The 26,766-nt window shown below is 67.3% G+C and carries 23 protein-coding genes, 1 rRNA gene and 1 pseudogene; 4 read left to right on the plus strand and 21 right to left on the minus strand.

Going from position 1 to position 26,766, the window contains the following annotated elements; translation table 11 throughout:
• Positions 1–41: 41 nt before the first annotated feature.
• The 3 genes from NA10_RS14470 to NA10_RS14480 all read right to left on the minus strand — a co-directional run bounded on the left by NA10_RS14470 (position 42) and on the right by NA10_RS14480 (position 3,098).
• Entirely contained in the window at positions 42–890 is an 849-nt protein-coding gene (locus NA10_RS14470) for a 1-acyl-sn-glycerol-3-phosphate acyltransferase (protein ID WP_084514656.1), read from the minus strand.
• 493 nt (positions 891–1,383) lie between these two features.
• Positions 1,384–2,112, minus strand: coding sequence for an ABC transporter permease (locus NA10_RS14475; protein WP_067568367.1), 729 nt, complete (start codon positions 2,110–2,112; stop codon positions 1,384–1,386).
• 35 nt (positions 2,113–2,147) lie between these two features.
• Positions 2,148–3,098 (minus strand): ATP-binding cassette domain-containing protein, encoded by a 951-nt coding sequence (locus NA10_RS14480; protein WP_067568313.1) that lies wholly within the window; start codon positions 3,096–3,098, stop codon positions 2,148–2,150.
• Between the two features lie 106 nt (positions 3,099–3,204).
• On the opposite strand from NA10_RS14480, the gene NA10_RS14485 reads away from it, so the two are divergent.
• The gene (locus NA10_RS14485; RefSeq protein ID WP_067568315.1) at positions 3,205–3,936 is read left to right on the plus strand and encodes a TetR/AcrR family transcriptional regulator; all 732 of its coding nucleotides are present in this window, start codon (positions 3,205–3,207) and stop codon (positions 3,934–3,936) included.
• Positions 3,937–4,010: 74 nt separating this feature from the next.
• Here the strand turns inward: NA10_RS14485 and der are convergent, their stop codons facing one another.
• The 11 genes from der to steA all read right to left on the minus strand — a co-directional run bounded on the left by der (position 4,011) and on the right by steA (position 16,837).
• Positions 4,011–5,426 carry a ribosome biogenesis GTPase Der gene (gene der, locus NA10_RS14490; protein ID WP_067568317.1) on the minus strand — a complete coding sequence of 472 codons (1,416 nt, stop codon included), beginning with the start codon at positions 5,424–5,426 and terminating at the stop codon, positions 4,011–4,013.
• A complete protein-coding gene (gene cmk / locus NA10_RS14495; RefSeq protein ID WP_084514669.1) occupies positions 5,423–6,091 on the minus strand; it encodes a (d)CMP kinase in 669 nt (222 codons plus the stop codon). The genes der and cmk overlap by 4 nt, the downstream gene beginning before the upstream one ends.
• A 65-nt stretch (positions 6,092–6,156) precedes the next feature.
• Positions 6,157–7,440, minus strand: coding sequence for a pseudouridine synthase (locus NA10_RS38645; RefSeq protein WP_245677204.1), 1,284 nt, complete (start codon positions 7,438–7,440; stop codon positions 6,157–6,159).
• A 482-nt stretch (positions 7,441–7,922) separates the two neighbouring features.
• Positions 7,923–8,603, minus strand: coding sequence for an SMC-Scp complex subunit ScpB (scpB, locus tag NA10_RS14505; RefSeq protein ID WP_067568370.1), 681 nt, complete (start codon positions 8,601–8,603; stop codon positions 7,923–7,925).
• A gap of 257 nt (positions 8,604–8,860) precedes the next feature.
• Positions 8,861–9,724, minus strand: coding sequence for a segregation and condensation protein A (locus NA10_RS14510; RefSeq protein WP_157556515.1), 864 nt, complete (start codon positions 9,722–9,724; stop codon positions 8,861–8,863).
• A gap of 41 nt (positions 9,725–9,765) precedes the next feature.
• A complete protein-coding gene (locus NA10_RS14515) occupies positions 9,766–10,659 on the minus strand; it encodes a ParA family protein (protein ID WP_084514673.1) in 894 nt (297 codons plus the stop codon).
• Positions 10,660–10,852: 193 nt separating this feature from the next.
• Positions 10,853–11,773, minus strand: coding sequence for a site-specific tyrosine recombinase XerD (gene xerD, locus NA10_RS14520; RefSeq protein ID WP_157556512.1), 921 nt, complete (start codon positions 11,771–11,773; stop codon positions 10,853–10,855).
• A 332-nt stretch (positions 11,774–12,105) separates the two neighbouring features.
• Complete coding sequence (locus tag NA10_RS14525; RefSeq protein WP_067568321.1) at positions 12,106–12,747, minus strand: NUDIX domain-containing protein; 642 nt, start codon at positions 12,745–12,747, stop codon at positions 12,106–12,108.
• Between the two features lie 108 nt (positions 12,748–12,855).
• Positions 12,856–14,574 carry a CTP synthase gene (pyrG, locus tag NA10_RS14530; RefSeq protein ID WP_067568322.1) on the minus strand — a complete coding sequence of 573 codons (1,719 nt, stop codon included), beginning with the start codon at positions 14,572–14,574 and terminating at the stop codon, positions 12,856–12,858.
• Between the two features lie 120 nt (positions 14,575–14,694).
• Positions 14,695–15,615 (minus strand): copper transporter, encoded by a 921-nt coding sequence (locus NA10_RS14535; protein ID WP_067568324.1) that lies wholly within the window; start codon positions 15,613–15,615, stop codon positions 14,695–14,697.
• A 7-nt stretch (positions 15,616–15,622) separates the two neighbouring features.
• On the minus strand, positions 15,623–16,837 hold the full coding sequence (gene steA / locus NA10_RS14540) for a putative cytokinetic ring protein SteA (protein ID WP_067568326.1): 1,215 nt from the start codon (positions 16,835–16,837) through the stop codon (positions 15,623–15,625).
• Between the two features lie 187 nt (positions 16,838–17,024).
• Between steA and NA10_RS14545 the strand changes: the two genes are divergently transcribed.
• Together NA10_RS14545 and NA10_RS14550 are read left to right on the plus strand one after the other, a co-directional pair.
• Positions 17,025–17,444: an SRPBCC family protein gene (locus NA10_RS14545; protein ID WP_067568328.1), complete on the plus strand. Its 420-nt coding sequence runs from the start codon at positions 17,025–17,027 to the stop codon at positions 17,442–17,444.
• 304 nt (positions 17,445–17,748) lie between these two features.
• Positions 17,749–18,078 (plus strand): hypothetical protein, encoded by a 330-nt coding sequence (locus NA10_RS14550; protein WP_067568330.1) that lies wholly within the window; start codon positions 17,749–17,751, stop codon positions 18,076–18,078.
• Positions 18,079–18,100: 22 nt separating this feature from the next.
• Here the strand turns inward: NA10_RS14550 and recN are convergent, their stop codons facing one another.
• Genes recN through NA10_RS14570 form a run of 4 tightly spaced genes read right to left on the minus strand, consistent with a single transcriptional unit; the run spans position 18,101 to position 22,016 of the window.
• Entirely contained in the window at positions 18,101–19,873 is a 1,773-nt protein-coding gene (gene recN, locus NA10_RS14555) for a DNA repair protein RecN (RefSeq protein ID WP_067568332.1), read from the minus strand.
• Entirely contained in the window at positions 19,851–20,846 is a 996-nt protein-coding gene (locus tag NA10_RS14560) for an NAD kinase (RefSeq protein ID WP_067568334.1), read from the minus strand. The genes recN and NA10_RS14560 overlap by 23 nt, the downstream gene beginning before the upstream one ends.
• Positions 20,810–21,748, minus strand: coding sequence for a TlyA family RNA methyltransferase (locus NA10_RS14565; protein ID WP_157556514.1), 939 nt, complete (start codon positions 21,746–21,748; stop codon positions 20,810–20,812). Before NA10_RS14565 ends, NA10_RS14560 begins: the two co-directional genes overlap by 37 nt.
• Before the next feature lies 1 nt (position 21,749).
• Positions 21,750–22,016 carry a hypothetical protein gene (locus tag NA10_RS14570; RefSeq protein WP_067568336.1) on the minus strand — a complete coding sequence of 89 codons (267 nt, stop codon included), beginning with the start codon at positions 22,014–22,016 and terminating at the stop codon, positions 21,750–21,752.
• 234 nt (positions 22,017–22,250) lie between these two features.
• Between NA10_RS14570 and NA10_RS14575 the strand changes: the two genes are divergently transcribed.
• Positions 22,251–23,009: a class I SAM-dependent methyltransferase gene (locus NA10_RS14575; RefSeq protein ID WP_067568338.1), complete on the plus strand. Its 759-nt coding sequence runs from the start codon at positions 22,251–22,253 to the stop codon at positions 23,007–23,009.
• 9 nt (positions 23,010–23,018) lie between these two features.
• Here NA10_RS14575 and NA10_RS14580 read toward each other — a convergent pair whose 3' ends face one another.
• From NA10_RS14580 to rrf, 3 genes and pseudogenes are all read right to left on the minus strand, one after another.
• Positions 23,019–23,921, minus strand: coding sequence for an HAD-IIA family hydrolase (locus NA10_RS14580; RefSeq protein ID WP_067568340.1), 903 nt, complete (start codon positions 23,919–23,921; stop codon positions 23,019–23,021).
• A gap of 562 nt (positions 23,922–24,483) precedes the next feature.
• A pseudogene (locus NA10_RS14585) lies at positions 24,484–25,143 on the minus strand (hypothetical protein); the annotation flags it as partial.
• A gap of 1,432 nt (positions 25,144–26,575) precedes the next feature.
• A 5S ribosomal RNA gene (gene rrf, locus NA10_RS14595) occupies positions 26,576–26,692 on the minus strand.
• Between the last annotated feature and the right edge of the window lie 74 nt (positions 26,693–26,766).

The raw sequence follows: 26,766 nt of genomic DNA on the forward strand, positions 1-26,766 counted from the left end.
AATCACCCCCGGGAGCTACTCGAATGCGTCAGACCCGTCGGTTACAGCAGATTCGCCAGACCCGACAGCGGACCCGGCAGCGCCGCCACATGGTTCTTCAATCCGGTCGCCACCGGATGCGGGGTCGCCGCGCGCAGGCGATCCAGCTCGGTCTGCATGACCCCGACCGTCCGGTCGTAGATGCGATCGACCAACTCGGTGTCCTCCGGATCGCCCGGCTGGGTGGACCAGTCCAGGGCGGGCAGGAAGCTCACATCCACGTGCGAGGGCAGCGGAATCTGCGGCAGAATCGGCGCGACGCCGAAGGGCAGGCCGACAGTGTACGGAAACACCTTGGCGCGCACCAGCTTATCCAGACCCAGCAGGCGCGCGGTGCGCTCACCACGACTGACAATGAAGATCGAATCATGGCCGCCGTTGGCGACCGCCGGAATCACCGGCACGCCGAGTTTGAGCGCCAGCCGGATGAAACCCTTACGCCCGGCGAAGTCGACCTTGCCGCGATCGGTCCACGGCCGGCACGCCTCCCAGTCCCCACCCGGGTAGACCATCACCGCGCCGCCGTCCTTGAGCCCGGCCGTGGCCGCCTCCTGCGAGGCCGGAATCACTCCGAAGTCGCGCAGACTGTCTCCGAGACCCGGTGCGCGCAAAAGGATTTCGTGCGCGACACCGAAAGTGGGCTCATTCGGGCGGCGATCCATGGCGGCCATGAAGGTGATCCATACCTCGGGCGCCCAATAGATCGACGAGTGATTGCCGATCACCAGGGCCGGCCCCGCCGCCGGCAGATTCTCGATGCCGGTCACCGTCGGGGTGAAGTAATTCGTATAGACCCGAGCCACGGGAAGCAGTGGGTGGTTCGGGTTCGGAAGTACCGGTGCATTGCTCATGGGATGTCCTGTCGTATTGCCTTGCCGGTGACGGGCGGCGGCGCGCGACGACACACACCTGGCGTTCACAACTCGACGCCGAGCCGAAAAGAATTGCCCCCGGACAACATCCCCATTGATAGTCCCGACGGCCGCGTCCTACGCGGTCCCGATTGGCAGTGCGCGTTCGCTGCGTTGCGACCGATGCCCGTCACCGTCCTCCTGCTCTTCCGAGGTTATCAACCCAAGCATTTGCTTGTTAGGAAGTGTGCGAAACCCAACATCCACGGCGTGATGCCGGCGCGGGCGCGCGGGTTTACCTAAGATGCCTATCCGCTCTCAATCCCGGGATCATGGCGATGATCTTGTGGCGCAATGCAACTGGGCACATGGGTGCCCGACCCGAGGGGCTCTCTCGGTTGACGATCCGGACAAACATGCTTTAATGCGCATATCGGCGTAGACGAATATTGCGGGGATCCGGCTGTCCCGGATCCCCGCAACCGAACTCGGCTCAGTGCAGCCCGCGACGGCGGTACAGCGCACCCGCGGCCAGATAACCCGCCAAACCTATTCCGGCACACCACAACAGCGCCGTCACCGGGTTGTGCCCCACCGGCGTGCCCATCAGCAGGCCGCGGACGGTCTCGGTGATCGGGGTGATGGGCTGATGTTCGGCGAAGCCGCGCAGCCAGCCCGGCAGGGTGTGCAATGGGACGAAGGCACTGCTCACGTACGGCAGGAACATGAAGCTGAAGGTGAATCCATTGGCCGCCTCCGGATTCGGGGCGAGCAGGCCCAGGGCGGCGGCCAGCCAGGAGAGCGCCAGGATGAAGATCGCCAATAGACCGAGCACGCCCAGCCAGCGCAGCGGATCGGCGGTGGGGCGGAACCCCAGCGCCACCGCCACCAGAATCACCAAGCCGGTGGTGATCATATTGCGCAGGACGCTCTCGGCCACATGACCGGTGAGCAGTGACGAACGCGAGATCGCCATGGCGCGAAAACGATCGACAATGCCATTGTGCATATCGGTGGAGACGCTCACCGCCGTGCCGCCCGCCCCGAAACCCGCGCAGAGCAGGATGATTCCGGGCACCACATAGTTGATGTACTTACCGCCCACATCGAACGCGCCGCCGAAGACGTAGACGAACATCAGTAGAATCATGAGCGGGATGACGATGGTCATCAGCAGGGTGTCCGGACTGCGCAGCGTATGCCGGAAACTGCGGCCCATCATGGTGGTCGAATCCTGGGCCGCGCGAACCACAGTGCTCACAGCTGTGCGCCTTTCGAGGAGTTGCCGGTCAGAGCGAAGAAGACATCGTCGAGATCCGGTGTGTGGATGGACAATTGGCCGATGGCGAGATCACGATCGTCGAAATGCTCCAGCAGTCTTCGGATATCGCCGACACTGCCGTCCGAGGGAATTTGGAGTACCAGTTGCTCGAGATCGGCCTCCGCGCTCGGCAGCGCGTTGGCGGCCGCCACCAGGCCCTGTTCGTCGGCGAATCCGATGCGGATATGGCCGCCGGGGGCGAGCTTCTTCAACTCCGCCGCGGTGCCCTCGGCCACAATGCGACCGTCGTCCAGCACCGCGATGCGATCGGCGAGCTGATCGGCCTCCTCCAGATACTGGGTGGTGAGGAAGACGGTGACGCCCTCGCTCACCAGCGCCCGGATCACCGACCATAATTCGCGGCGGCTGCGCGGATCGAGCCCGGTGGTCGGCTCGTCGAGGAAGATGATGCCGGGATCGCCCATCAGGCTCATGGCCAGATCCAGGCGGCGCACCATTCCGCCGGAGTAGGAGCCGGTGCGTTTGCCGGCCGCCTCGGTGAGGTCGAACTGCTTGAGCAATCGCGTTGTGCGCCTTGCCGTTTCCCCGCCACCGAGATGCAGCAGCCGACCCGCCAGGCGGAGATTCTCCTCGCCCGTCAGCACCGGGTCGACGGCCGAGGACTGGCCGGTGACGCCGATGATGCGGCGCACCGCATCGGGCTGTCGCATCGGATCGAAACCGCCGACCCGTACCCGCCCGGCATCGAGCCTGCCGAGGGTGGCGAGAATGCGGACCATGGTGGTCTTGCCCGCGCCGTTCGGCCCGAGTAGCGAAAAGACCGTTCCGGCAGGGACATTCACGTCGATGCCACGCAGCACCGGATGTCCGCCGAAGGATTTTCTCAGCCCGGCCACTTCGATGGCGGGCTGTTGAGTGGTTGTCATGGGAACCCCGAATCAGAAAACTGTATATGTCCTACACTTTGTTTATAGGCTACACAGTTTTCTGAATGGCGCAAGATGTGTAGGAGTACGAGAACAGGAGGGTCGAATGGATCGGCACGACGAACGCGTCCTGCCCAAGGCGGTCAAACTGATGTGGAACCTGGACGATCCCGGCACCCGCGGCCCCAAACGCGGTATGAGCCTGGACCAGATCATCGACGCGGCCGTCACGATAGGCGACGCCGAGGGGTTCGCCGCGATCTCCATGGGCCGTATCGCCAAGGAACTCGGCTTCACCCCCATGTCCCTCTACCGCTATGTCGACAGCAAGGACACCCTGGTCGACATTCTGCTGGACCGCGTCATCGGCCCGCCCCCGGTCCTGCCCACCGGCAGCGGATGGCGCGCGGGCCTGTCCGCATGGGCCTGGGCCGAATTCCGCACCATCCAACGGCACGACTGGTGGCTGGACATTCCCATGACCGGTCCCCCGCTGGGCCCGAACAATATGGACTGGCTCGAAACCGGCATGTCCGCCCTCGCCGATCTCCCCATCCCCGAACCCCAGCGTCTACAACTGCTGGTCAACCTCTCCTTCTTCGTCATAGGCCGAGCCCGCTTCCTGCGCGACACCCTGAATAACCTCGAGGACGAAAAGGACTACACCGCCATCCTGAGCCGAATCCTCGACCCGGCCCGCTACCCCGCCGTCTCCAGCGCCGTCACCAACCGCGCCTTCGAAGATGACGATATGCACTGGGAGGAAGGCGATTTCGGCTTCGCCCTGGATCGCCTCCTGGACGGGTACGAGCACTACATCACCAATTACTCCCGCTGAAGCAGGGGTCGGCGGCTCAAATCAGAACGGCCCCCGGCGAATTCGCCGGAGGCCGTTCATCGGGCGTGGTACGCCTACTTCTTGCGCTCGCGCTTCTCGCGCACGCGGACGTTCACCTGCACCGGTGAACCGTCGAAGCCGAACTCCTCACGCAGCCTGCGCTCGATGAACCGGCGGTAACCGGCCTCGAGGAAGCCCGTGGTGAAGAGCACGAACGTCGGCGGGCGGGTGGACGCCTGGGTGGCGAACATGACGCGGGGCAGTCGGCCACCGCGCATGGGCGGCGGCGTCGCGGCCACCACCTCTTTGAGCCAGTTGTTCAGGCGGCCGGTGGAGATGCGCTTATCCCACGATTCGAGGGCGGTCTCCATGGCCGGAACCAGCTTCTGCACGGCACGACCGGTGTGCGCGGAGATATTGACCCGCTGCGCCCAGCGCACCTGCACCATTTCGCGATCGATCTCGCGCTCGAGCTGTTCGCGCCGATCCTCATCGACCAGATCCCACTTGTTGTAGGCGATCACCAGCGCGCGACCGGTCTCGGCCACCATGGAGATGACGCGCAGATCCTGTTCGGTCACCGGCTGCGAGGCATCGATGAGCATGACCGCCACCTCGGCGGCCTCGACCGCGGACTTGGTGCGCAGCGAGGCGTAGAACTCGGTGCCGCTGGCATTGGCCACCTTACGGCGCAGACCCGCGGTATCGACGAAACGCCAAGGCTTACCGCCTAATTCGACCAGCGTATCGACCGGATCGACGGTGGTGCCCGCGACATCGTGCACTACCGAGCGCTCCTGGCCCGAAAGCTTGTTGATCAGACTGGATTTGCCGACATTCGGTTTGCCGACCAGCGCCACGCGCCGCGGGCCGCCGAGCGGATTGCCGCCCTCACGCGGGGTTTCGGGTAGCACCGCCAGAATATCGTCCAGGAGATCACCGGTACCGCGACCGTGCGCGGCCGAAACCAGTTTGGGCTCACCCAGACCCAGCGACCACAGCGCCGCCGCATCGGATTCCAGCTTCTGATTGTCGACCTTGTTGGCGACCAGGATCACCGGGGTCTTGGAGCGGCGCAACACCTTTGCCACCGCTTCATCGGTGGCGGTCGCGCCGACCACCGCGTCCACGACCACCACGATGGCGTCCGCGGTCTGCATGGCGATCTCGGCCTGCCGGGCCACCGACTGCTGCAACCCCTTGGCGTCGGGCTCCCAGCCGCCGGTGTCCTGCACCAGGAATTTGCGTCCGGCCCAGGTGGCCTCGTACGAGATGCGGTCGCGGGTCACGCCCGGCACATCCTCGACCACCGCTTCGCGGCGGCCCAGAATACGGTTCACCAGCGTGGATTTGCCCACGTTCGGCCGGCCGACAATGGCCAGCGTCGGCATGGGCACATGTTCGGCGTCCTGCTCGCCCTCGAATTCGGCCAGATCCCAGTCGGTTTCGTCCGACCAAATGCCGTCACCGGCGAAGGTGTCCTGCGTCACTGCGCGCCTCCTGCCGAAATCTGCTGCCGCACAACGCGAAACAGCTCGTCGATAACCTCGTCCTTGTTCAGCTCGCTGGTGTCGACCAACACCGCGTCCTCGGCGGGACGCAGCGGCGACACCTTGCGGGTGGAATCGAGATTGTCGCGGCGCTGCACATCGGCCAGCACCGCCTGATAATCGTCACCGCGACCCTCCGCGATGTTCTGCGCGTTGCGACGCAGTGCCCGCGCCTCGGCGGACGCGGTCAGATAGACCTTCACATCGGCCGCGGGCAATACCACGGTGCCGATATCGCGGCCCTCCACCACGATTCGGCCCGCGGCGGTCACCATATCGCGCTGCAACGCGACCAACTGCTCCCGCACCTCCGGCACCGCGGACACCGCGGAGACGGCCTTGGTCACCGCATTGCCGCGGATCTCACTCGACACATCCTCACCGTCGAGCAGAATCACCTCGCGGCTCGGATCGGTGCCGATGGTCAGCGGCAATTCCTTGACCGCCGCCACGATCGCGTCCGCGTCATCGAGGTCCACACCGCTGCGCAGCACGCGCAGGGTCGCCACCCGGTACATCGCGCCGGTATCGAGATAGCTCGCCTCGAGGCGCGTCGCCAGCTTGCGCGACACGCTCGACTTGCCGGTGCCGGACGGACCGTCCATGGCCACCACCAGCGGGGAGACGCCCGTCAGCCCGCCGAGCCGATCTTTCACAGATCCCACACCGTTCACAACGACACCGCCTCGTAGAGCTTCCCGATTTCGTCACGACCGAGCACCCGCAGCGCACCCGGGCGCTGATCACCCAGCGCCACCGGACCCACATGGGTGCGCACCAGCGCGGTCACCGGATGGCCGACCTCGGCCAGCAGGCGGCGCACAATGTGCTTGCGACCCTCGTGCAGCACGATCTTCACCAGCGACTTGCCCTGGCCGACCTCGAGCACCTGGAACTTGTCGGCCTTGGCCGGACCGTCCTCCAGCTCGACGCCCTCGCGCAGCAGTTTGGCCACGTGGCGCTGATTGACCTCGCCGTTGACCGTGGCCAGGTAGGTCTTGGAGACCTCGTACGACGGATGCATCAGGCGGTGCGCCAGATCCCCGTCATTGGTGAGCAGCAGCAGCCCCTCGGTATCGGCGTCCAGGCGGCCGACGTGGAACAGGCGCTGACCGGCCGCGATGCGCTCGGCGACGATATCGCCGACGCACGGGCGGCCCATCTCGTCGGACATGGTGGACTGCCAGCCCTTGGGCTTGTTCAGCGCCAGGTAGACCTGCTCGTCACGAACCACGACACGCACACCATCGACACGAACGACGGCGTTCTCCGGATCGATGCGCAGACCCTGCTCGCGCACGATGCGACCGTCGACCTCGATCCGACCGGCCTCGATCATGTCCTCGGCCACGCGCCGCGAGGCGACGCCGGCCTTGGCGAGCACCTTCTGCAGGCGTTCGCCCTCGCCCCACGGCAGCTTCTTCGGGTTCTCCTGCACGGCCTCGAGATCGACATGCTGATGCCGGGCGGGCTTGGCATTGCTGAGCATCACCGGCAGCGCCGGGGACGGGCGGTGCACCTTGGCCTTCTTGGGCGTGGGCGCGGTACTCGGCGCGAGCGGACGCCCGCCGCCGATTCGACCGCGCGCGGCATTGCGATCCTGACCGAATCCGGTGCGATCGGCGCCGAATCCGGTGCGGCCCTGCGTACCTCGCGCATCGCCGCCGCGCGGCGCGCCGCCGCGGGGGGCCGAACCACTTCGCGAATCACCGAATGATCCACCGCCACTGCGTGATCCGCCACGAGCGCCGTCATAGGAACCGGCACCGCCACGCGAATCACCGCGTGCGCCTTGGTATCCGCCGCGCGAACCCTCGTAGGAGCCGCCACGCGAGGAACCGCCACGCGAGTCGTACGAGCCCGAACCACCGCGCGAGCCCTGGTAGCCCGAGCCACCGCTCGATCCACCGCGCGAACCCTGGTAGCCCGAGCCACCACTCGATCCACCACGCAAATCCTGATAACCGGAGCCACCGGTCGATCCGCCGCGGGAACCCTGATAACCGCCGGTCGACGCACCGCGTGAGCCCTGGTAGCCCGAGCCACCGCTCGATCCACCGCGCGAACCCTGATAACCGGAGCCACCGGTCGATCCGCCGCGGGAACCCTGGTAACCCGAACCGCCGCGCGAATCACCGCGTGAGCCTTCGTAACCGGAGCCACCGCGCGAATCGCGCGAGCCCTGGTATCCACCGCGCGAACCTTCATTGGATCCGCGAGACGAGCCGCTCCCCCACGACTGCGAGTCTCCGCGTGATCCACCGCGGGCGGCCGAGCCGCCACCACGGGTATTTCCACTTCCATATGAATCGCCGCCCCGTGCGGACCTGTCGGTCCCTCGGGCGGACTGCGAACCGCGGCTGGGCGGTTCGAATCCACGTTTCCTACGTTCCGGTGTGCCATCTCGGCGAGCGGGAGTATTCACGTTGTCCTATTTCAATCCTCGGTGCCGAGATCGATATCCGCCTCGGCTGGTTTTTTCAGCCTGGTGTACCGGGGGTCGGTGTCCAGGCTCTCGTTGATCTCGTCGATCAGGTCGACGCCCGGGAGCAGCGGTGCCAGCGGCGGAAGATCCGCCAGGGACGCCAGCCCGATCCGTTCCAGGAACAGTTCGGTCGTGACGTACAGGGTGCCGTTGGTCTCCGGGTCCGTTCCGGCCTCCGTGAGCAGTCCCCGCGCCAGCAGGGTTCTGATCACGCCGTCGATATTCACGCCGCGCACCGCACTCACACGGGCCCGGGTAACCGGTTGACGATAGGCGATCACCGCCAGGGTTTCCAAGGCAGCGCGAGTGAGCTTCGAACGTGCGCCGTCCAACAGCATACGTTCCACGTAGGGAGCGAACTCCGTCCGCGTGTAGTAACGCCAGCCGTCGCCGACGAATCTGAGATCCATGCCACTGTGGCGCTCGGTCAATTCCCGGGACATCAGCCGCAGGGTGGTCTCGACGCGGCGGGCACTGTCGTTCAGGGCCGAGGCCAGCAGTTCCACCGGTGCGGGGGCGTCCACGACCAGCAGCATCGCCTCCAGCGCGCTGCGAAACTCGGCCTCATCGAGGGTGTCGGACTCCGATTCGCCGACTTCGTCATCGAGTTCGAGACGGGTCTGCTCGGGCATCGCGGGCGGCTCGGTCTCGACGGGACGCGTTCCCACGGCGCTCTGCCGGGCGGCCGCGATGATCGCCTCGGCGACCGATGTCACGCCGCCCGCACCGTGGGCAAGCTCACTCGAACCGTGGGCGGTATCGCTCGCGCCGTGGGCGGTATCGCTCGCGCCGTGGGCGGTATCGCTCGCGCCGTGGGCGATATCACCCAGGACATCGCTCACGCCCGCGGTGTTCTCGGTCGCGTCGCCCGGGTTCGGCACTGACTCGGTCAACCCCAGTCCTCCTCGATGGTGATCGGTTCGGGTCGATCGCCCGGCTCACCCACATAGCTCACCGACAGCGGGCCGAGCGGATCGGACTGATCGAACTCGATCGTCTTGCCGCGGTACAGCTCCAGCAGGGCCAGGAAGCGGGCGACGATCTGCACCGCGACCTCACAGTCGTGGCAGATCTCCGCGAAGGTGGTCCAGCCGCCGATACCGCGACTCTTCAGCATTTCCAGTACCAGGGCGGCCTGTTCGGCGACCGAGATGGAGTGGTTGTGCAGGTGGTCCAGGCCCACCGTGGGAGTCGGGCGGGGGCGGAACGCGGCCGCGGCGACCTCCGCGAAGCCCGCGGCATCCACTCCCAGCGTAACGTCCGGCAACAGCTCCAGGTAGCGCTCTTCCAGCGAGACCGCGCGCGGATAGCGTTGCAGCGCAGCCGCCTCGAGTTCGCCGAGCAATTCCGCGACCTGTTTGAAGGCGCGGTACTGCAGCAGCCGGGCGAAGAGCAGGTCGCGGGCGGAGAGCAGTTCGAGGTCTTCCTCATCGGTGACCTCGCCCGAGGGCAGCAGGCGCGCGGCCTTGAGATCGAGCAGGGTCGCCGCGACGACCAGGAATTCGGTGGTCTGATCGAGGATCTTATCCGCGCGCAGGCCGGTCTTCTCGGACATGCCGGCGGTCAAAGCCTTGGTGTAGGCGATGAATTCGTCGGTGACCTTGTGCAGCGCGACCTCGGTGACATCGAGTCGCCGCGAGCTGATGAGCTGCAACAGCAGATCGAACGGCCCCTGGAAGTTGCTCAGCTGCAGATGAAATCCGGTCTTTTTGTCTGAATTGACGGATTCAACAGGCTGTTCCGCCGCGACAATATCCGCGACCACCTCGGAGGTCGCGGGTTCGAGCGCATCGTTCAACGGCCCGACCGGAAGATGACTTCCCGCGCCATGGCCCGATACGCTTCCGCGCCACCGGATTTCGGCGCCCAGGTGGTGATCGGCTCACCGGCGACCGAGGCGTCCGGGAAGCGCACGGTACGCGAGATCACCGTGTCGTAGACCAAATCACCGAAGACCTCGACCACACGCGTCATCACCTGCCGCGAATGCAGGAGCCGGGCATCGAACATGGTGACCACGATGCCGTACAGGCTCAACTCCGGATTCAACCGGTCCCGCACCTTCTCCACGGTGTCATTGAGCAGCGCCAGGCCGCGTAGGGAGAAGTATTCGCATTCCATCGGAATGATCACACCGTCCGCGCAGGCCAGCGCATTCACGGTGAGCAGACCCAGCGACGGCTGGCAGTCGATCAGGATGTAGTCGTAGCGATCCCGCAGCGGCCGCAGTGCCCGCCCGAGGGTGTGCTCGCGGCCGACCTCGTTGACCAGCTGGATCTCCGCCGCCGACAGATCGATATTGCTGGGCAGCAGATCCATCTGCTCGACCTTGGTATTGATCAGCACCTGATCCACCGTGACCTTGCCCGGCCCGACCAGCAGATTGTGCACGGTCATATCCAGATCGTGATGTGCCACGCCCAATCCGGCCGAGAGCGCGCCCTGCGGATCCAGATCCACCAGCAGCACCCGCCGGCCGTATTCGGCCAGTGCCGCACCGAGATTGATGGTCGAGGTGGTCTTGCCGACGCCACCCTTCTGATTGCACATGGCCACGATGAGCGCGTCCCCGGTGTGGTCCGGCGGCGGGGGCTCCCCGATCTCACGCAAAGGACGTCCGGTCGGACCGACCGCACTGTTGGCGGCCAGTTCCGGCGCCTCCCACAGGGTTTGCGCGGCGGTTTCGATCCGCTGGCCCGCACCACCGGCTTTCGTCACGTCCGCTGCTCCTTCGACGTTCCTGCCCTTGCCCCGCCCGATCCGGTATGCCGGTGGACGACGTGCCCGACCGCGTGCGCGATCCGGTACCCAACAGACGCTACCGCCTGTCGGCACCAGACCCACGCTCGGACACGCACCCTGAACCCGCACTTCAGCCCGGCTAGCGGGCACGGGGATGGGCGGTTGCCCACACCTCGTGCAGCGTGCCGACGGTCACCAGAGTGTAAATCTGCGTGGTCGTTACCGAGGCATGACCGAGTAACTCCTGTACCACGCGCACATCCGCGCCACCGTCCAGCAGGTGCGTGGCGAACGAATGTCGCAGCGTATGGGGGGAAACGTGGGCGGCGATCCCGGCCCGCCCGGCGGCGGAATGCAGGACCTGCCAAGCGGTCTGACGGGAGAGCCGGCCGCCGCGATGATTCAGGAACAGCGCGGGATTGCCCCTGCCGAGCACGCTCAGCGCCGGACGTCCGCGCACCAGATAATTGTCCACCGCGGCCAGCGCGGGACGCCCGATGGGCACCATGCGCTGCTTTCCGCCCTTGCCGCGCAACAGCACCGCGCGTTCGGCGGTGTCGATATCGTCGACGTCCAGGCCCACCATCTCGGAGATGCGCGCGCCCGTCGAGTACAGCAGTTCCAGCAGCGCGCGATCGCGCAGACCGCGCGGGGCGTCGGCGATATCACCGCCCGCCGCCTCCAGCAGCCGCGAAATCTGGTCGTACGGGAGCGCTTTGGGTAGTCGCCGCGCCGGTGTGGGCGGTTTCACCGGATGCGCGACATCGGCATCGGTCACCCCCTCGGCCGCGGAGAACCGGTGCAGACCGCGCACCGCCACGAGCGCCCGCGAGGCCGAACTCGCCGCCAGCGCCGGATGATCACCGTCCCCGGCGCGCAGGGACACCATGAAATCGGCGATATCCTGCTCGGAAACCCGGGCCAGCGTATCGATCCCGCGCCCTTCCAGAAATCCCCGATACCGCACCAGATCCCGCCGATACGCCGACAGCGTATTGCGCGCAGCGCCCCGCTCGACCGTCAAATGGTCGAGGTAGACGTCGATCTGGCGGCTCAGCACACCGCACATCATGGCAGCCGACCCCGACAGTCAACGGCTGGCGGGTATTCCGCGCGCGTCCGGTATGCGAGCCTTCCCGGCATCCCGGCGCGTTTTCGGCCGGGATCCACACGGTCCGCGGATCGGCCGATGGTGTGGATCCCGGCCAAACGCATGCCGGGATGACGGGGCGGCATCACGGGAGCGCCGGACGTCGGCATCGGATGACGACGGCTCGACGGGCGGAGGGTCGACTAGCCTTGGGCCGCTTTGCGTCCAGGAAGCCGGTGGGCATGCCCGGCCACGGCGCGTCGGCGTGTCGGATGACGACGGTTCGGCGGGCGGAGGGTCGACTAGCCTTGGGTCGCTTTGCGTTCCAGGAAGGCGGTGGGCATGCCCGGCCACGGCGCGTCGGCGGGGCGGAGTTCGGCTCCGGTGGCGCGGGCGGTCATCAGGGCTGTCACACCTGCGACCGCTGTCGCATTGGTGATCTCACCGGCGAGGGCGGCGCGGACGGCTTCCGCGAGGGGGACGCGGAGGAGTTGGATGTCCGCTTCTTCCAATTCGGGTTCGGGGCGGTCGGTTTCGTACAGGTCGGTGGCCAGGTAGATCCGCAGGGCTTCGTCCGTGAAACCGGGCGAGAGCGCGACGTCGACCAGCACCGACCATTCGCGCGCGGCCAGCCCGGTCTCCTCGGCCAGTTCGCGCTGGGCCGCTTCCAGGGGATCCTCCCCCAGCTTGTCCAGCAAACCCGCCGGAAGTTCGAGCAGCCGCCGCCCGATCGGATGCCGGTACTGATTGATCAGCACCACATTGTCGTTCTCGTCCAGCGCCGCCACCGCGACCGCCGCGTGATGCTCGATCACCTCGCGTTCGGCCACCCGCCCGCCGGGCATGGCGACCTGATCCAAACGCAGGGCCAGGATCGCTCCCGAATACACGGTGCGGCTGGAGACGGTGTCGAATTCGTGTGTTCCGGGCGCGGATTCAGCCATTGGGCAACCTTATCTGTCGAGCGGGTACCGAAACGCCGACGGCCCGGCGGAGCTGGTCCCCTTGCGCGGGAACGGGCTCTGCCGGGCCGTCGTACAGCGTGCCGAACGTCAGCTGGTCACTTTCTCGCTTTCGGCGGGCTCCGGCAGATCGACCGGAAGCTGCTCGGCGAGTTTGTACTCCAGCGCCGCCGCGATGAGCGCCGCGAACAGCGGATGCGGCCGCGTCGGCCGGGACTTGAGCTCCGGATGCGCCTGGGTGGCGACGAAGAACGGATGCTTGTCCCTGGGCAGTTCGACGAATTCCACCAGATTGCCGTCCGGCGAGGTGCCGCTGAACTTCAGACCGCTCTTGGCGATCTTGTCGCGGAAGGAGTTGTTCACCTCGTAGCGATGCCGGTGCCGCTCGGAGACCTCGGTCGCGCCGTACGCCTGCGCCACCACCGAACCCGGCTCCAGGATCGCGGGGTAAGCGCCCAGGCGCATGGTGCCGCCCAGATCGGCCTCACCGGCGACGGCCTGCTGCTGATCGGCCATGGTCGAGATGACCGGGTACTTGACATCGGGCTCGAACTCGGTCGAATTCGCATCGGTGAGACCGACCGAACGCGCCGCCTCGATCACCATGCACTGCATGCCCAGACATAGCCCCAGCAGCGGAATCCCATGGGTGCGCGCGTAATTGATCGCACCCACCTTGCCCTCGATACCGCGGATGCCGAAACCACCGGGCACCAGCACCGCGTCCACATCGTGCAGATGCTGCTGCGCACCGGCCGCGGTCTCGCACTCGTCCGACTGCACCCAGCGGATATTCACCTTGGCCCGCGAGGCGAAACCGCCCGCGCGCAGCGCCTCGGTGACCGAGAGGTAGGCGTCGGGCAGATCGACGTACTTGCCGACCAGCGCCACGGTGACCTGCTCGCGCGGGTTGTGCACCCGATCCAGCAGGCCGCCCCAGACGGTCCAGTCCACATCGCGGAAGGGCAGTCCCAGACGACGCACCACGTACGCGTCCAGGCCCTCGCGGTGCAGCACCTTGGGGATGTCGTAGATCGACGGCGCGTCCGGGGTGGAGATGCAGGCGTCCACATCCACATCGCACATGAGCGCGATCTTGTTCTTGAGTGGTTCGGGCACATCGCGATCGCAGCGCAGGATCAGCGCATCGGGCTGGATGCCGATATTGCGCAGCGCCGCCACCGAATGCTGGGTCGGCTTGGTCTTGAGCTCACCCGACGGGCCCAGGTACGGCACCAGCGTGACGTGCAGGAAGAAGCAGTTGTCCCGACCCACCTCATGGCGGATCTGACGAGCCGCCTCGAGGAAGGGCTGCGATTCGATATCGCCGACGGTGCCGCCGATTTCGGTGATGACCACATCGGGCACCTGACCGTGCAGGTCCGGACCGGACATGGCGACGATCCGCGCCTTGATGGCATCGGTGATGTGCGGGATGACCTGCACCGTATCGCCGAGGTACTCGCCGCGTCGTTCCTTGGCGATGACCGACGAATAGATCTGGCCGGTAGTGACATTCGCGATTCCCGAGAGATCGCGATCGAGGAAGCGTTCGTAGTGACCCACGTCGAGGTCCGTCTCCGCGCCGTCCTCGGTCACGAACACCTCACCGTGCTGGAAAGGGTTCATGGTGCCGGGATCGACGTTCAGGTACGGATCCAACTTCTGCATCGTCACGCGCAAACCGCGTGAGGTGAGCAGCTGACCGAGGCTGGAGGCGGTCAGACCCTTACCGAGTGAAGAGGCAACGCCACCGCTGACGAAGATATGTTTCGTGGCCGCGCGCGCCGGAATCCGTGATTGACCCACGGGACTTCACGGTAACACGGATTCGGTATGCCGATCGAATGCCACGCGAGCCGTTGCCGCGCGTTCGCCCTCACTCGCCGGCCGGTGGCGCCCAAATCGTGGCCGCGCGGCGCGAATCGGTCAGCGCGGCATGGCGGCGACTGTGAGCGAGGTCGCCTTGTCCCCGGTGCCGTATCGCCCCGTGCCACCGTTCAGCTGCTCGGTGAGGCCCAGAACGGTGGTGATGCGGCCGATCTCGTGATCCACATTGTCGACCGTGGTGATGGTGGCCAGCGGGGCCTCCGAGCGTGCCACGGCAATCGGTCCGGGGCCCTGCGCGGCACCGTGGCGGCCCGCGAGCACCACCCCGGCACCATGTGACCGCAACCCTCCGGCGAACCTGGCGACAATGGTGCCGCGATTGTTCTCGTCCGCGCGAGCGCCCGCCCCGGTGACCACCACGGCCAGTTGCGCGGGCTTGACATCGGCGAAGGTGAGGAAGCCGCCACCGCGCAGGGTCTCCAGCGCCAGACCGCGTTCGGCCTCGGTGCCGCGCGGCTGATTGCTCACCGGATCGGTGAGCAATACCTGGCCCAGCAGATCACCGCCCAGACTGCCCTGATCGGCGGCCTCGATCTTCAACTGCGCGCCCGCGGGCACCACATTGGTGAGCGCGGTGCGCAGCCGATCGCCCTCGGCGGAATCGGTGAACGCCCCGGTGAGCGCGACCCGCCCGGTAACGGTGGCACCGGCGGCGGTCAGCGCGGTGGTGACGGTGTCCACATCCGCGCCGTCGGCATCGGGGGTGGTGAAGACCAGTACCGACTTGTCGCCGAGACTGCCCGCGAGCACCTTGGCGGCGGCGCCGGCCAGGAAATCGTCGGCCGCCTTCAATTGCTCTGTGAGCCTGGCGTTCTCGGCGGTCAGCGCATCGACCTGCCGGCCGTCCGCGGAACCGGGGAACAAACCCGTGCTGTGCGCGCGGGTGCCGAGCACCACGCCGACCGCCAGGGCCAGGAAGACGGCCGCGATCGACACCGCGTGGTGGCGAAAGGAAATCATGCGTCCCCTACTTGAGATGCCGGTCGAGCTGGGCCTGTAACCAGTGCGCACCGCGATGCCAGGTGTCGGCGAGCCAGGTGGTGACCTCACCGCCCATATGGGTGGCCAGCATCGCGACGATCAACGCGACCAGCGCGGCCAGCACCACCAGCGCGACGGCCCAGCCCGAACCGCGGTGCCGGTACAGCGCCGCAACGGCTTTCGCGTCCATCAGCTTGGTGCCGATCTTCAATCGGGTCAGGAAGGTCGCCGGATTGGAATCACGGCGGCCGCGGTCGAAGAAATCGTCGAGCGAGACGGCCGCACCGGCGGTGACGATCAGGCTCGCGCCGTGATGATCGGCCAGCAGCAGCGCCAGATCGGCGGGCGCGCCCGAGGACGGAAAGGTGGTCGCGCCGATCCCCAGATCCTGGATGCGCTCCAAACCCTTGGCGTGCCCGTCGGTATCGGCGGGCAGGATCACCTCGGCCCCGCATTTGAGCGTGGTGGCGGTGATCTCCTCGGGATCGCCGACGATCAGATCGGGGCGATAGCCGTTGCGGGTCAAGGTATCCGCGCCGCGCCCGACGCCGATGAGCACCGGTGCGTACTCCTTGATGAACGGTTTGATGCGCTTGAGATCCTCGGCGTGATCGGGTCCGTCTCCGACCACCACCACATGCCGCTTCTTCATGTCCAGCACCACCTCGGGCACGCCGATTCCGTCGATCAGCAGCGAGGATTCGGTGCGGATGAACTCGATGGTGTTGCCCGCGAACGCTTCCAGATGGTCGGCCAGCCCGTTGCGGGCCTCGACCATGCGCTCGGCGATCCCGTCCGCGGTGAGCTCGATGCCCTCCACCAGCGCCTCGGGTTCCTTCTTCACCACCTTGTCGGCGAAGACCACGCTGCCGTCGATGCGGACCTTGGCGCCGTCCTTGATCTTGGTGAAGACATCGGAGCTGAGCGCGTCCAGCAGCAGAATTCCATTGGCCACCAGCACCTCCGGACCCAGATTCGGGTAGCGGCCGGAGATGGAGGGCGAGGCATTGACGACCGCGACGACACCGGCCTCGACGAGCCGGTCGGCGGTGAGCCGATCCAGGTCCATCTCATCGAGAACCACCACGTCACCGGGTCCAATGCGTTGCAGCAGACGCCTGGTATTGCGGTCGACCCGGGCTATCCCGGAGATCCCGGGCAGCGTTTCGGTGGTGCGCGACAGCAGGGCCAGCATCTTCATAACGATCGATGATTACCGCAAACTCTCAACCTATGGTGGAGGCGCGCCGACCGGCCGAACATTCGTCACAGTGATGCCAGTGGGGCGCGAGGGACCGGACGGGTCGGCCGCGGCGACTCCGGGACTGTCTTCTTACCGGGCGGTAAGGATAAGCTCGCCCCAACGGTTCGAGAGGAGACCCACCGTTATGGCCAGCACCACCGTCGATACTGTCCTTTCCGCTCCACGCGAGGTCGTCTATCAACTCTTCAGCGATCGCGATGCGCTCAGCGCCTATCTGCCCATCCAGATCGCGCTCAAGAAGCCGGGTGTGGGCAGCCCCTCCGGCGTCGGCGCGCAGTATCTGCTCGGCCTCGGCGGAGTCGGCGTCACCGAGGAGACCACCGAACTGGTCCCGGGAGAACGCGTCGTCTACCGCGTGATCAAGGGCGCGCCGGTCAAGCGGCACGTCGGCACCATCACCTTCGCCGACGCCCCCGGCGGCACCCGCGTGGTCTACACCATGGAGTCCGACCCGAGCCTGCCCGTCCCGGCCAAGGTGCTCGAGTTCGGCCTCAAGAGCCTGATCAACACCCTCATCGGCGGCGCGCGCAAGGCCGTCAAGTAGCGCGAAAACCGTTGCACGGCCCGCGGATTCACTCCGCGGGCCGTGCTCGTATGTGAGCGTTCCCGAACTACTCGGGCTGCACCATGTTCGAGCTGTACGACCCGGCGCAGTCGTAGTCGCCCGGGTTTTCCCTCGCCACCGCGCACCGGTACCCGCCCAACCCGCAGTCGCTCTGGGCGGATGTGGCCAGTCGGCAGCAGACCCGCGGACGGGACTTCTTCCGGGTCATCGACGGGTTGCAGGGCGATGCGCCCGAACGCATCGGCGACCATGGTCCGCACCACCACGCGCATGCGATTCGCCGGTGGGGCGCTCTGGCGCGATATCCTGCGCGACCCTGGAGCGCTGGTTCGAACAACGCGATCTGCCCGAGGACGAGCGGGTTCCCGTGCGCGGCAATACCCGGCTCGCACTGGCCCGCGCCGCCCTCGAACCCCTCACCGATCGGCTCTCCCCCACCGAACTGGACCGGCTGATCAATGCCGTCGCCCTGGTCTTCGGCGTCGAGGCGATCGTCGGCACGCGGGACACCTGCGCGCTGGACGTCGAATCCGCCCTCGACCTCATGGCGGGGTCCACCCAAGCGCTGGTCCGCCAGGCGCTCGTCGAAGCCGAAGGGCCGCAGGCTGATTAGTGCGCTCCGGGCAAATGCCCGATCAGCCGGCGGCGGTGACCTTTTCGGCGTCGGCGGTGGTGAGCAGCTCCCAGGCGTGGGCGCGGCCGGTTTCGGTGTCGTCCAGACCGGCGAGCATCCGGGCCAGTTCGATCACGCGCTCATCGCGGGTCAGGGCGCGGACGCCGGATTTCACGCCTTTGCCGTCATCGACCTTGTCCACCACCAGGTGGGTGTCGGCGAAGGCCGCGACCTGCGCGAGGTGGGTGACCACGATGACCTGGTGGGTGCGCGCCAATCTGGCCAGGCGGCGGCCGATCTCGACCGCGGCGCGACCGCCGACACCGGCGTCGACCTCGTCGAAGACCATGGTGGTGCCGTGTTCGGAACTGGCCAGCACCACTTCCAGGGCCAGCATGATGCGGGAGAGCTCACCACCGGAGGCGCTGCGGCTCAACGGAAGCGGCTGCGCGCCCGAATGCGCGGCGAGCCGGAACTCCACCTCGTCCACCCCGGTGGACCCGGCGTGCAGTTCCTTACCGTCGACCAGCAAAGGCGCGGAGTCCTGCACCCCGGCGGGCATCGGGCGCACCTCGACTTCGAGGCGTGCGCGGCCCATGGCCAGCCCGCCGAGTTCGACGCTGACCGCGCTGGCCAGCTTGCCCGCCGCCTTGGTGCGGGCGGCAGTGAGTTTGCGGGCGGCCTCGCGCACCTTCACCGCGGCCGTCTCGACCTCGGCGGCGAGGGCGGCCAGCGCCTCCTCCGAGACATCCAGGGACTCCAGCCGGGTGCGCGACTGATCCGCCCACGCGATGACGCCATCGATATCGGGCGCGTATTTCCTGGTGAGCGATTTCAATTCGGCCTGGCGGGTGAGCATCGAATCCAGGGCGCCCGGATCGGACGGCAGATCCGACAGGTACGAGCTGAGCTCGGTCGCCAAATCCACCACCACCGAAATCGCCTCGCCCAGGCGGGGAGCCAGGGCGGCGAGCGCCGGATCATCGGCGGACTCCATCCGCGCGCGAGCGCTGCCGAGCAGTTCCAGCGCGCCCGAACCCTCGCCGGGGGTATCCGCGGGACCGGCGAGCGCGTCATGGGCGGCCGAGGCCGCCTCGCGCAGTGAATCCAGATCCGAGAGTCGGCGCACCTCGGCGACCAGCCGCTCATCCTCACCGGGTTCCGGTGCGATGGCATCGATCTCATTGAGCGACTGGGTGAGATGATCCGCTTCCAAGGCCAATTCGCGGCTGCGCGCGGTGCGTTCGATCAGCTGATTACGCGCATCGAGCCAGGCTTTGCGCACCTTCTGATATTTGGTGAGCAGGGCGGCGACACCGTCGCCCGCGAACTGGTCCAGCGCGTGCAGTTGCTGATCCGGGCGCTGCAACCGCAGCTGATCGTTCTGACCGTGCACGGTCAACAGCGGTGTCGTGAAATCCGACAGCACCGAGGCGGGGACACTGCGCCCACCCAGGTGCGCGCGCGACCGGCCATCGCTGCCGACGGTGCGCACCGCGATCACACTGCCGTCGTCATCGCGTTCCGCGCCGGAGGCTTCGAGCACCTCCTTCACCTCCGAGACCGCGCCCTCGTGCACCTCGTCCACGGTGAAACGGCCCTCGACCAGAGCGCGGGACGCGCCGAGCCGAACCCGGCCCGCATCGGCGCGGGCACCGCTGAGCAGGTGCAGGCTCGTCACCACCATCGTCTTGCCCGCACCGGTCTCACCGGTCAGAACGGTCAAACCTTCGTGGAATTGCGCTGTGGCGGTGGAAATTACGCCCAGCCCGTCAATCCTGATCTCTGTCAGCACTCGTGCTCTCCGTCCGTCGGCCCCGCCAGCCTGTCACGGGCAATTGGAACTTGCGCACCATCCGGTCCGCGAAGGGTGCGGAATCCAACCGCACCCAGCGGACCGGTTCGGTCCCGCGGACCGCCTCGACCCGGCCGCCCCGCGGCAGTGCGAGGGTGCGTCGACCATCGAGGAAAACTATCGCATCATGGCCCGTGGCAACGGTTTCCACCGCTATCCGGGACTCCGGGCTGGTGACCAGTGGGCGCGCGAACAAGGCATGGGCATTGCTCGGAATCACCAGCAGCGCCTCGAGTTCGGGCCACACCACCGGACCACCGGCGGAGAAGGCGTATGCCGTCGACCCGGTGGGCGTGGCGATGAGCACGCCATCGCAGCCGAAGGAGGAGACCGGTCGGCCGTCCACCTCGAGCACCACCTCGAGAACGCCCATGCGCGCGGCGTTTTCGATACTGGCCTCGTTCAGCGCCCAGCCGCGTTCGACGATCACATCATCGACCCGGACGCGCACATCGATGGTCATGCGCGTCTCGAGGGTGTAGTCCCCGCGCACCACCTGCGAGAGCGCCTCGTCCAGATGTTCGGCCTCGGCCTCGGTCAGAAAACCTATGCGGCCCAGATTGATTCCCAGCACCGGCACCGACGCGTCGCGCGCCAGTTCGGCCGCGCGCAGGAAGGTGCCGTCACCGCCCAGGGCCAGCACCATCTCGCAGCCGACGGCCGCGTCCGAACCGTGCGTCATGACGCGCACCGGATACCCGTTCGCCGCGCCGCCGTCGTCGAGATCGAAACGCGTGCTGTAGGCCTCGTCCGCGAGCACCCGCAGCCCGATACCGGCCTCGTCGAAGATCTTGGCCACCCGATGTGCGGTCTCGGTGATCTCGGACCGCCCGGGATGTGCGACCAGCAGGATTTCCCGTGCGGCGCCCCGCGAGTTCACTGTGGTCCCTCCTCCACCGCCCGATCGATCAATGCCGCCAGTCGAGCCTGTTCCTCCGCACTGTAGGCGGAGGGGACAGAGCTCGCAGCGGACACCGTATCTCCGGGCACCGACAGGCTTTCCGCGATGACGCCAACGCCATCCGACTGTTCGGTGTATTCCTGTGCGACGGCCGATTCCGTCGCCTCTTTACGCAACCAGAGGAAGTACTCGACATTCCCCGACGGACCGGGCAGCGGACTCGCCACCACACCCCGGGTACGCAGACCCAGCTTCGCCGCGGCCGCCGCGACCTCGCGCACCGTTTCCGCGCGCAATGCCGGATCGCGCACCACGCCACCGGAACCGAGCCGATCCTTGCCGACCTCGAACTGCGGCTTCACCATGGGCAGCAGATCCGCCCCGGGCGCACAGCAGGCGGCCAGCGCGGGCAGCACCAGCGCGAGGGAGATGAACGACAGATCGGCCACGACCAAATCCACTGTGCCGCCGATGAGTTCCGGGGTGAGGGCGCGAACATTGGTGCGGTCGTGCACCCGCACCCGGTCGTCGTTCTGCAATCGCCAAATCAGTTGGCCGTAGCCGACATCCGCGGCGACGACCTCTTTCGCACCCTTGGCGAGCAGCACATCGGTGAAGCCGCCGGTGGACGCGCCCGCGTCCAGACAGCGTTTACCGTCGACCGAAACACCCTGCGCTTGGAACGCCTCCAGCGCACCGAGCAGCTTGTGCGCGCCGCGCGAGGCCCACTGCACCTCATCGGGCTCATCGCGAACCAGCAGGGCGGCCGCGGTCTCGACACCGGTCGCCGGTTTGGTGGCGACACTTCCATTGATCAGGACGCGGCCCGCGTTGATCAGCTCGACCGCGTGTTCCCGCGATCGCGCCAACCCGCGGCGAACCAATTCCGCGTCCACCCGTGCGCGTCTGGTCACCCTAGATCTTGTCCACCGTTGCCAGCGCCTGCACCAGCACATCGTGCGCCTGTTCCAGAATCCTGGCGCGGCGCACCATATCGGTGCCATCGGACGCCGCATCCCGTGCGCCCGCCGACAATTCGGCCAGCAGCGCGTCCACCTCCGAGCGCACCCGCGCCGGATCGGCGAACTCCTGATTCGCACCCGCCGGATGCTGCCCGGGCAACGGCATCCCCGGACGGGGTCGCGGCGCGGGCGACTGCGGATAAGACGTGGGCATACTCATCGTGGGACCAACGCTACCCGAACTCGCATTCGAACAGTATCCAGCCCACAAGGTTCATTTCGTGTCCCGGCCGCGCCTTGCACGGCCGATTCGCCACGGCGTGCGGCCGAACCCGGCAACCCCGGCGGATTCCGCGCCATCCGGATGCCGGGCGGTGTTTCCCGCCGACGAGACGGCAGCGAATCAGCGGCTCGGATGCGGAAAACGGTGGACTCGACTGGCAGAATCGGGCAAATGGACCGCAACTTCGAGGAGCTGATCGCGGAGGCGGATACCGTCTCCGTCGCGGGGTGGGACTTTTCCTGGCTGGAGGGGCGAGCCACCGAGAAGCGGCCGTCCTGGGGATATCAACGGCAGCAGGCGCGACGCCTGGCCACCGCGCGCGCCGCCCTGGATATCCAAACCGGGGGCGGTGAGGTGCTCGCCGAGGCCGAGCACCTTCCGCGCACCATGGTCGCCACCGAATCCTGGCCGCCGAATCTGGCCAAGGCCACCCGGCTGCTGCATCCGCGCGGGGCGGTCGTGGTGGCCGATCCGGACGAACCGCCACTGCCGTTCGCGGATGAGGCATTCGATCTGGTGACGAGCCGGCATCCGGCCACCATCTGGTGGGAGGAGATCGCACGGGTGCTGGAGCCGGGCGGGGTGTACTTCGCCCAGCATGTGGGTCCCGCGAGCGTCTTCGAACTCGTCGAATACTTTCTCGGGCCGCAGCCGCAGGCGCGCAAGGGTCGCGATCCGGAGCTCGAGGCGGCGGGGGCGCGCGCGGCCGGACTGGAGATCGTGCAGACCCGCACGGAGCGACTTCCCATGCGGTTCAACGATATCGGGGCCGTAGTCTACTTCCTGCGCAAGGTGATCTGGATGGTGCCCGGATTCACCGTCGCGCAGTATCGGGACCGGCTGCGTGACCTGCACGAGGAAATCACCGAGAACGGGCCGTTCGAAGCCCACTCGGCCCGCACGCTGTTCGAGGCGCGCAAGCCGAGCTGAGCCGTCCGGTCAGTCCTCGGCGGCGGGCGGGGCGGAGATCGCGATGGCGCGGCCCGGATGCTCGGCCAGCAGGGCCGCGATCACCTCGGCGATATCGCCGTCGCCGGGGGTGACGGGGGCGGTATCGGCGATCGGATGATTCAGTGCAGCAAGCGATTCCGCGATGTAGGTGGGGAGCCGGGTGGGCCGGGTGCGCAGATCGGCGAGGGTGCTCACACCGGTGAGGACCATGAGGGACTCCAGACCGACGCAGTGCGCACCGTCGATATCGGTGTCGAGGCGATCGCCGACCACCAGCGCATCGCGGGTCCCCGCGCGCACCAGCGCGTCTTCCAGCAGCGGCGCATAGGGTTTGCCCGCCACGATCGGCTCCCGATCCGAGGCGGTGCGCAGGGCCGCGACCATGGAGCCGTTGCCCGGCGCCAGGCCCCGTTCGTTCGGGAGGGTGGCATCGGTATTCGCGGCCACCCAGAGGGCGCCCCCGCGCAGGGCGTACGCGGCCTCGGCCAGGTCGGGCCACGCGGTCTCGGGGGAATGTCCCTGGACGACCGCGGCGGGCGAAACCCCGTTGAAGCGGCGGATCGGTTCCAGGCCAACGGCATTCACCTCGGCGGCCAGATCATCGGTGCCCACGACGAGCACCGTCGCGCCGGGCTCGAGCCGGGCGGCCAACAGGTGAGCGGCGGCCTGGGCGCTGGTGACGACCTCGTCTTCGACAGCGCTGTAACCGATTTCGCGCAGATGCGCCGAAACGGCGGCGGCCGAGCGGCTGGCATTGTTCGTCACGTAGACCAGCTGCTGCGCACCGGCGGCCGAAAGCGCTTCCGGCGCACCCGGAATCACCTCGGGCCCGCGATACAGCGTGCCGTCCAAATCCAGCAGTAGCGCACCGAACCGATCCCGTAGCCGCATAACGCGCCCCTCTTCCAAGTTCTGAGCCGTCACATACAGGTCGGCCGCCCCCGATCCGGGGACGGCCAGCCTACTAGGCCGAAGTCACGGCCTGTCTTCGGATATCGGCCTACTGGGCCGACGACGACCGCTCGCCGCCGGTTCTCCGATATCGGCGTCCTGCCGTCGCCTACTTCTTGCCGTCGCCGTCTTCGGCCGTATCGCCGTCCTGGCCGGCGACGAAATCGTCTTCGTCGTCCTCCGCGTCGGCGTCCTCGTCATCCTCGATGCCGTCCTCGACCTGGGCGGTCCAATCCGGCTCGTCGGAATCGTCCTCGTCCTCGGAAACCGTTGCGGTCCAATCGGATCGACCCGAACCACCCTCGGCCAGATCCGAGGCGCGGTCCTCGGCGTCGGTCTCACCCTCGGTATCGGCGGAGGCGGCGTTCATGAACCAGGTCAGTGCCTCCTCGCGGCGACCGGCGGCCAGCAGGGCCTCGGCGTAGGCGTAGAACAGGCGGGCCGACGCCGAACCGGTGCGCGCCGGATCCAGCTCCGGGGTCTGCAGGGTGACCACGGCCTGGTCGTACTGACCCAGATCCATACGCGCGCCGGCCACGACAATGCGCAGTTCGGTGGCCTCATCACCCTTGAGCAGCCGGGCCTCGTCACTGCGACCCAATTCGATGGCGCGCTCGGGGCGACCCAGACCGCGCTCACAGTCGGCCATCACCGCGAGCAGTCCCGAACCTCCGGACATGCGGCGCGCGGTGCGCAGCTCGGACAGCGCCTCGGCCCACTCACCCGCGTGATAGGCCGCGACACCGGCGGTTTCGCGCACCACGGCGATACGCCCGGCACGCTGGCGGGCAGCACGGGCATGCTCGAGCGCCAACTCCGGATCCTCGTCGAGCAGCTGCGCCACCATGATCAGGTGCCGGGCAACCGATTCGGCATTGCTCTTGTCCAGGCTCAGCAGATCGCGGCGGACCGCCGGATCGAGATCGGCGGCCTGCACCTCATCGGGCAGCTCCGGCTCATCCGGGCGACCGGTACGACGCTCACCGCCCCGGGCGCCGGGACCACGCGCGCCCTCGCCGCCGCGGCGACGATCCGAATCGTCGCCGCGGAACGAGCGCTCGGCACGCTCCCGGCGTTCCGCACGCTCGGATTTCTCGAAACGCTCGGACTTCTCGAAACGCTCGGACTTCTCGAAACGCTCGGACTTCTCCGCGCCCTCGATACCCTCGACCTGGTCGAAACGCTCGGACTTCGGTGCGCTGTCGGACTTGTCGAACCGCTCGCGAGCCGGACGCTCACCGCGCTCCGGGCGGTCGCCGCGATCCCGGTTGAAACCGCCACCGGAATTGCCCCGATCACCGAAACCACTGCGGCCGAAGCTCTTTCGATCATCGCGATCGCCGCCCCGGTTATCCCGGTTGAAGTCGCGGCCACCATCGCGCGGCGCGCCACCACGGTTGTCCCGATCCCGGTTGAAGCCGCCACGCTCACCACCACGGCTGTCGCCACCACGGCTGTCGCCACCGCTGCGGTTGAAGCCGCCCCGGCTATCGCCGCGACTGTCTCCACCACGGTTATCGCGATCGCGGTTGAACCCACCACGCTCACCACCACGGCTGTCGCCACCGCGGTTGAACCCACCACGATCGTTATCGCGATCCCGGTTGAAGCCCCCGCGCTCACCACCACGGCTATCGCCACCGCGGTTGAACCCACCACGACTATCGCCACGGCTGTCCCCAGCACGATTGAATCCGCCCCGGTCACCACCACGATTGTCGCTGTCACGGTTGAACCCGCCACGGCTGTCACCGCCACTGCGATTGAACCCGCCCCGGCTATCGCCACGACTGTCTCCACCACGGTTATCCCGGTCGCGGTTGAATCCCCCGCGCTCGCCACCACGGCTGTCGCCACCGCCACGATTGAACCCGCCGCGATCGCCCTCACGACGATCGCCACCGCGGTATCCGCCGCGTTCATTGTCGCGGCCCTCACCGCGATCGAATCCGCCGCGGTTGTCGCCACCACCACGGTTGTCACCACCACGGTTGTCACCGCCACGGTTGTATCCACCCCGGTTATCGCTGTCACGGTTGAACCCGCCGCGCTCACCGCCACGGTTGTCGCCGCCACCGCGGGGGAAACCGCCGCGACCACCGGGGTTGCTGTCATTGTCGCGGCGGAATCCGCCACGATCGTTATCCCGGTTATCGCCGGAGCGCTGGAAACCACCACGCTCACCACTGCGATTATCGGAGCTGCCGCGGTTGAATCCGCCGCGACCGCCGCTGTCGCCGCCTCGACCGGAACCTCCACGGCCGCCGGCGCTGTCGCGGCCACCGGTGTAGCCGCCGCGCTCATTGCTGTCGCCGCGGCCCGCGTTATCGCGACCACCGCGGTTGAATCCGCCCTCCGGACGATCGGATCCGCCGCTACGGCGGAAAGGTTTGCGGCCGTCGTTATGCTCCGCCACGGTGATCCCTCTCTATAGTTTGCCTGCGGTACCCGGCCGCGGCGCTGGCGCGCGTGACGGTCGGTGGGACTTTCCCACCACCACAAATTCAATCACGCACCGCTGAGCCGCCAAGCGGCACCGGGTGGTAAAACGCCGAAAGGGGACCCAGCGAGTGGGTCCCCTTTCGTAAAGGATGTTCCGGCGGTGTCCTACTCTCCCACACCCTGTCGAGTGCAGTACCATCGGCGCAGGTGGCCTTAGCTTCCGGGTTCGGAATGGGACCGGGCGTTTCCCCACCGCTATAGCCGCCGTAACTCTATGAAACTGTCACACAGAGAGCCAGTCACCCGCCCACGAATTAGTGTTGGGGTGTCTGTCTTCTCGGTG

The organism is Nocardia acidivorans NBRC 108247, assembly GCF_001625085.1.
Classification (GTDB): domain Bacteria; phylum Actinomycetota; class Actinomycetes; order Mycobacteriales; family Mycobacteriaceae; genus Nocardia; species Nocardia acidivorans.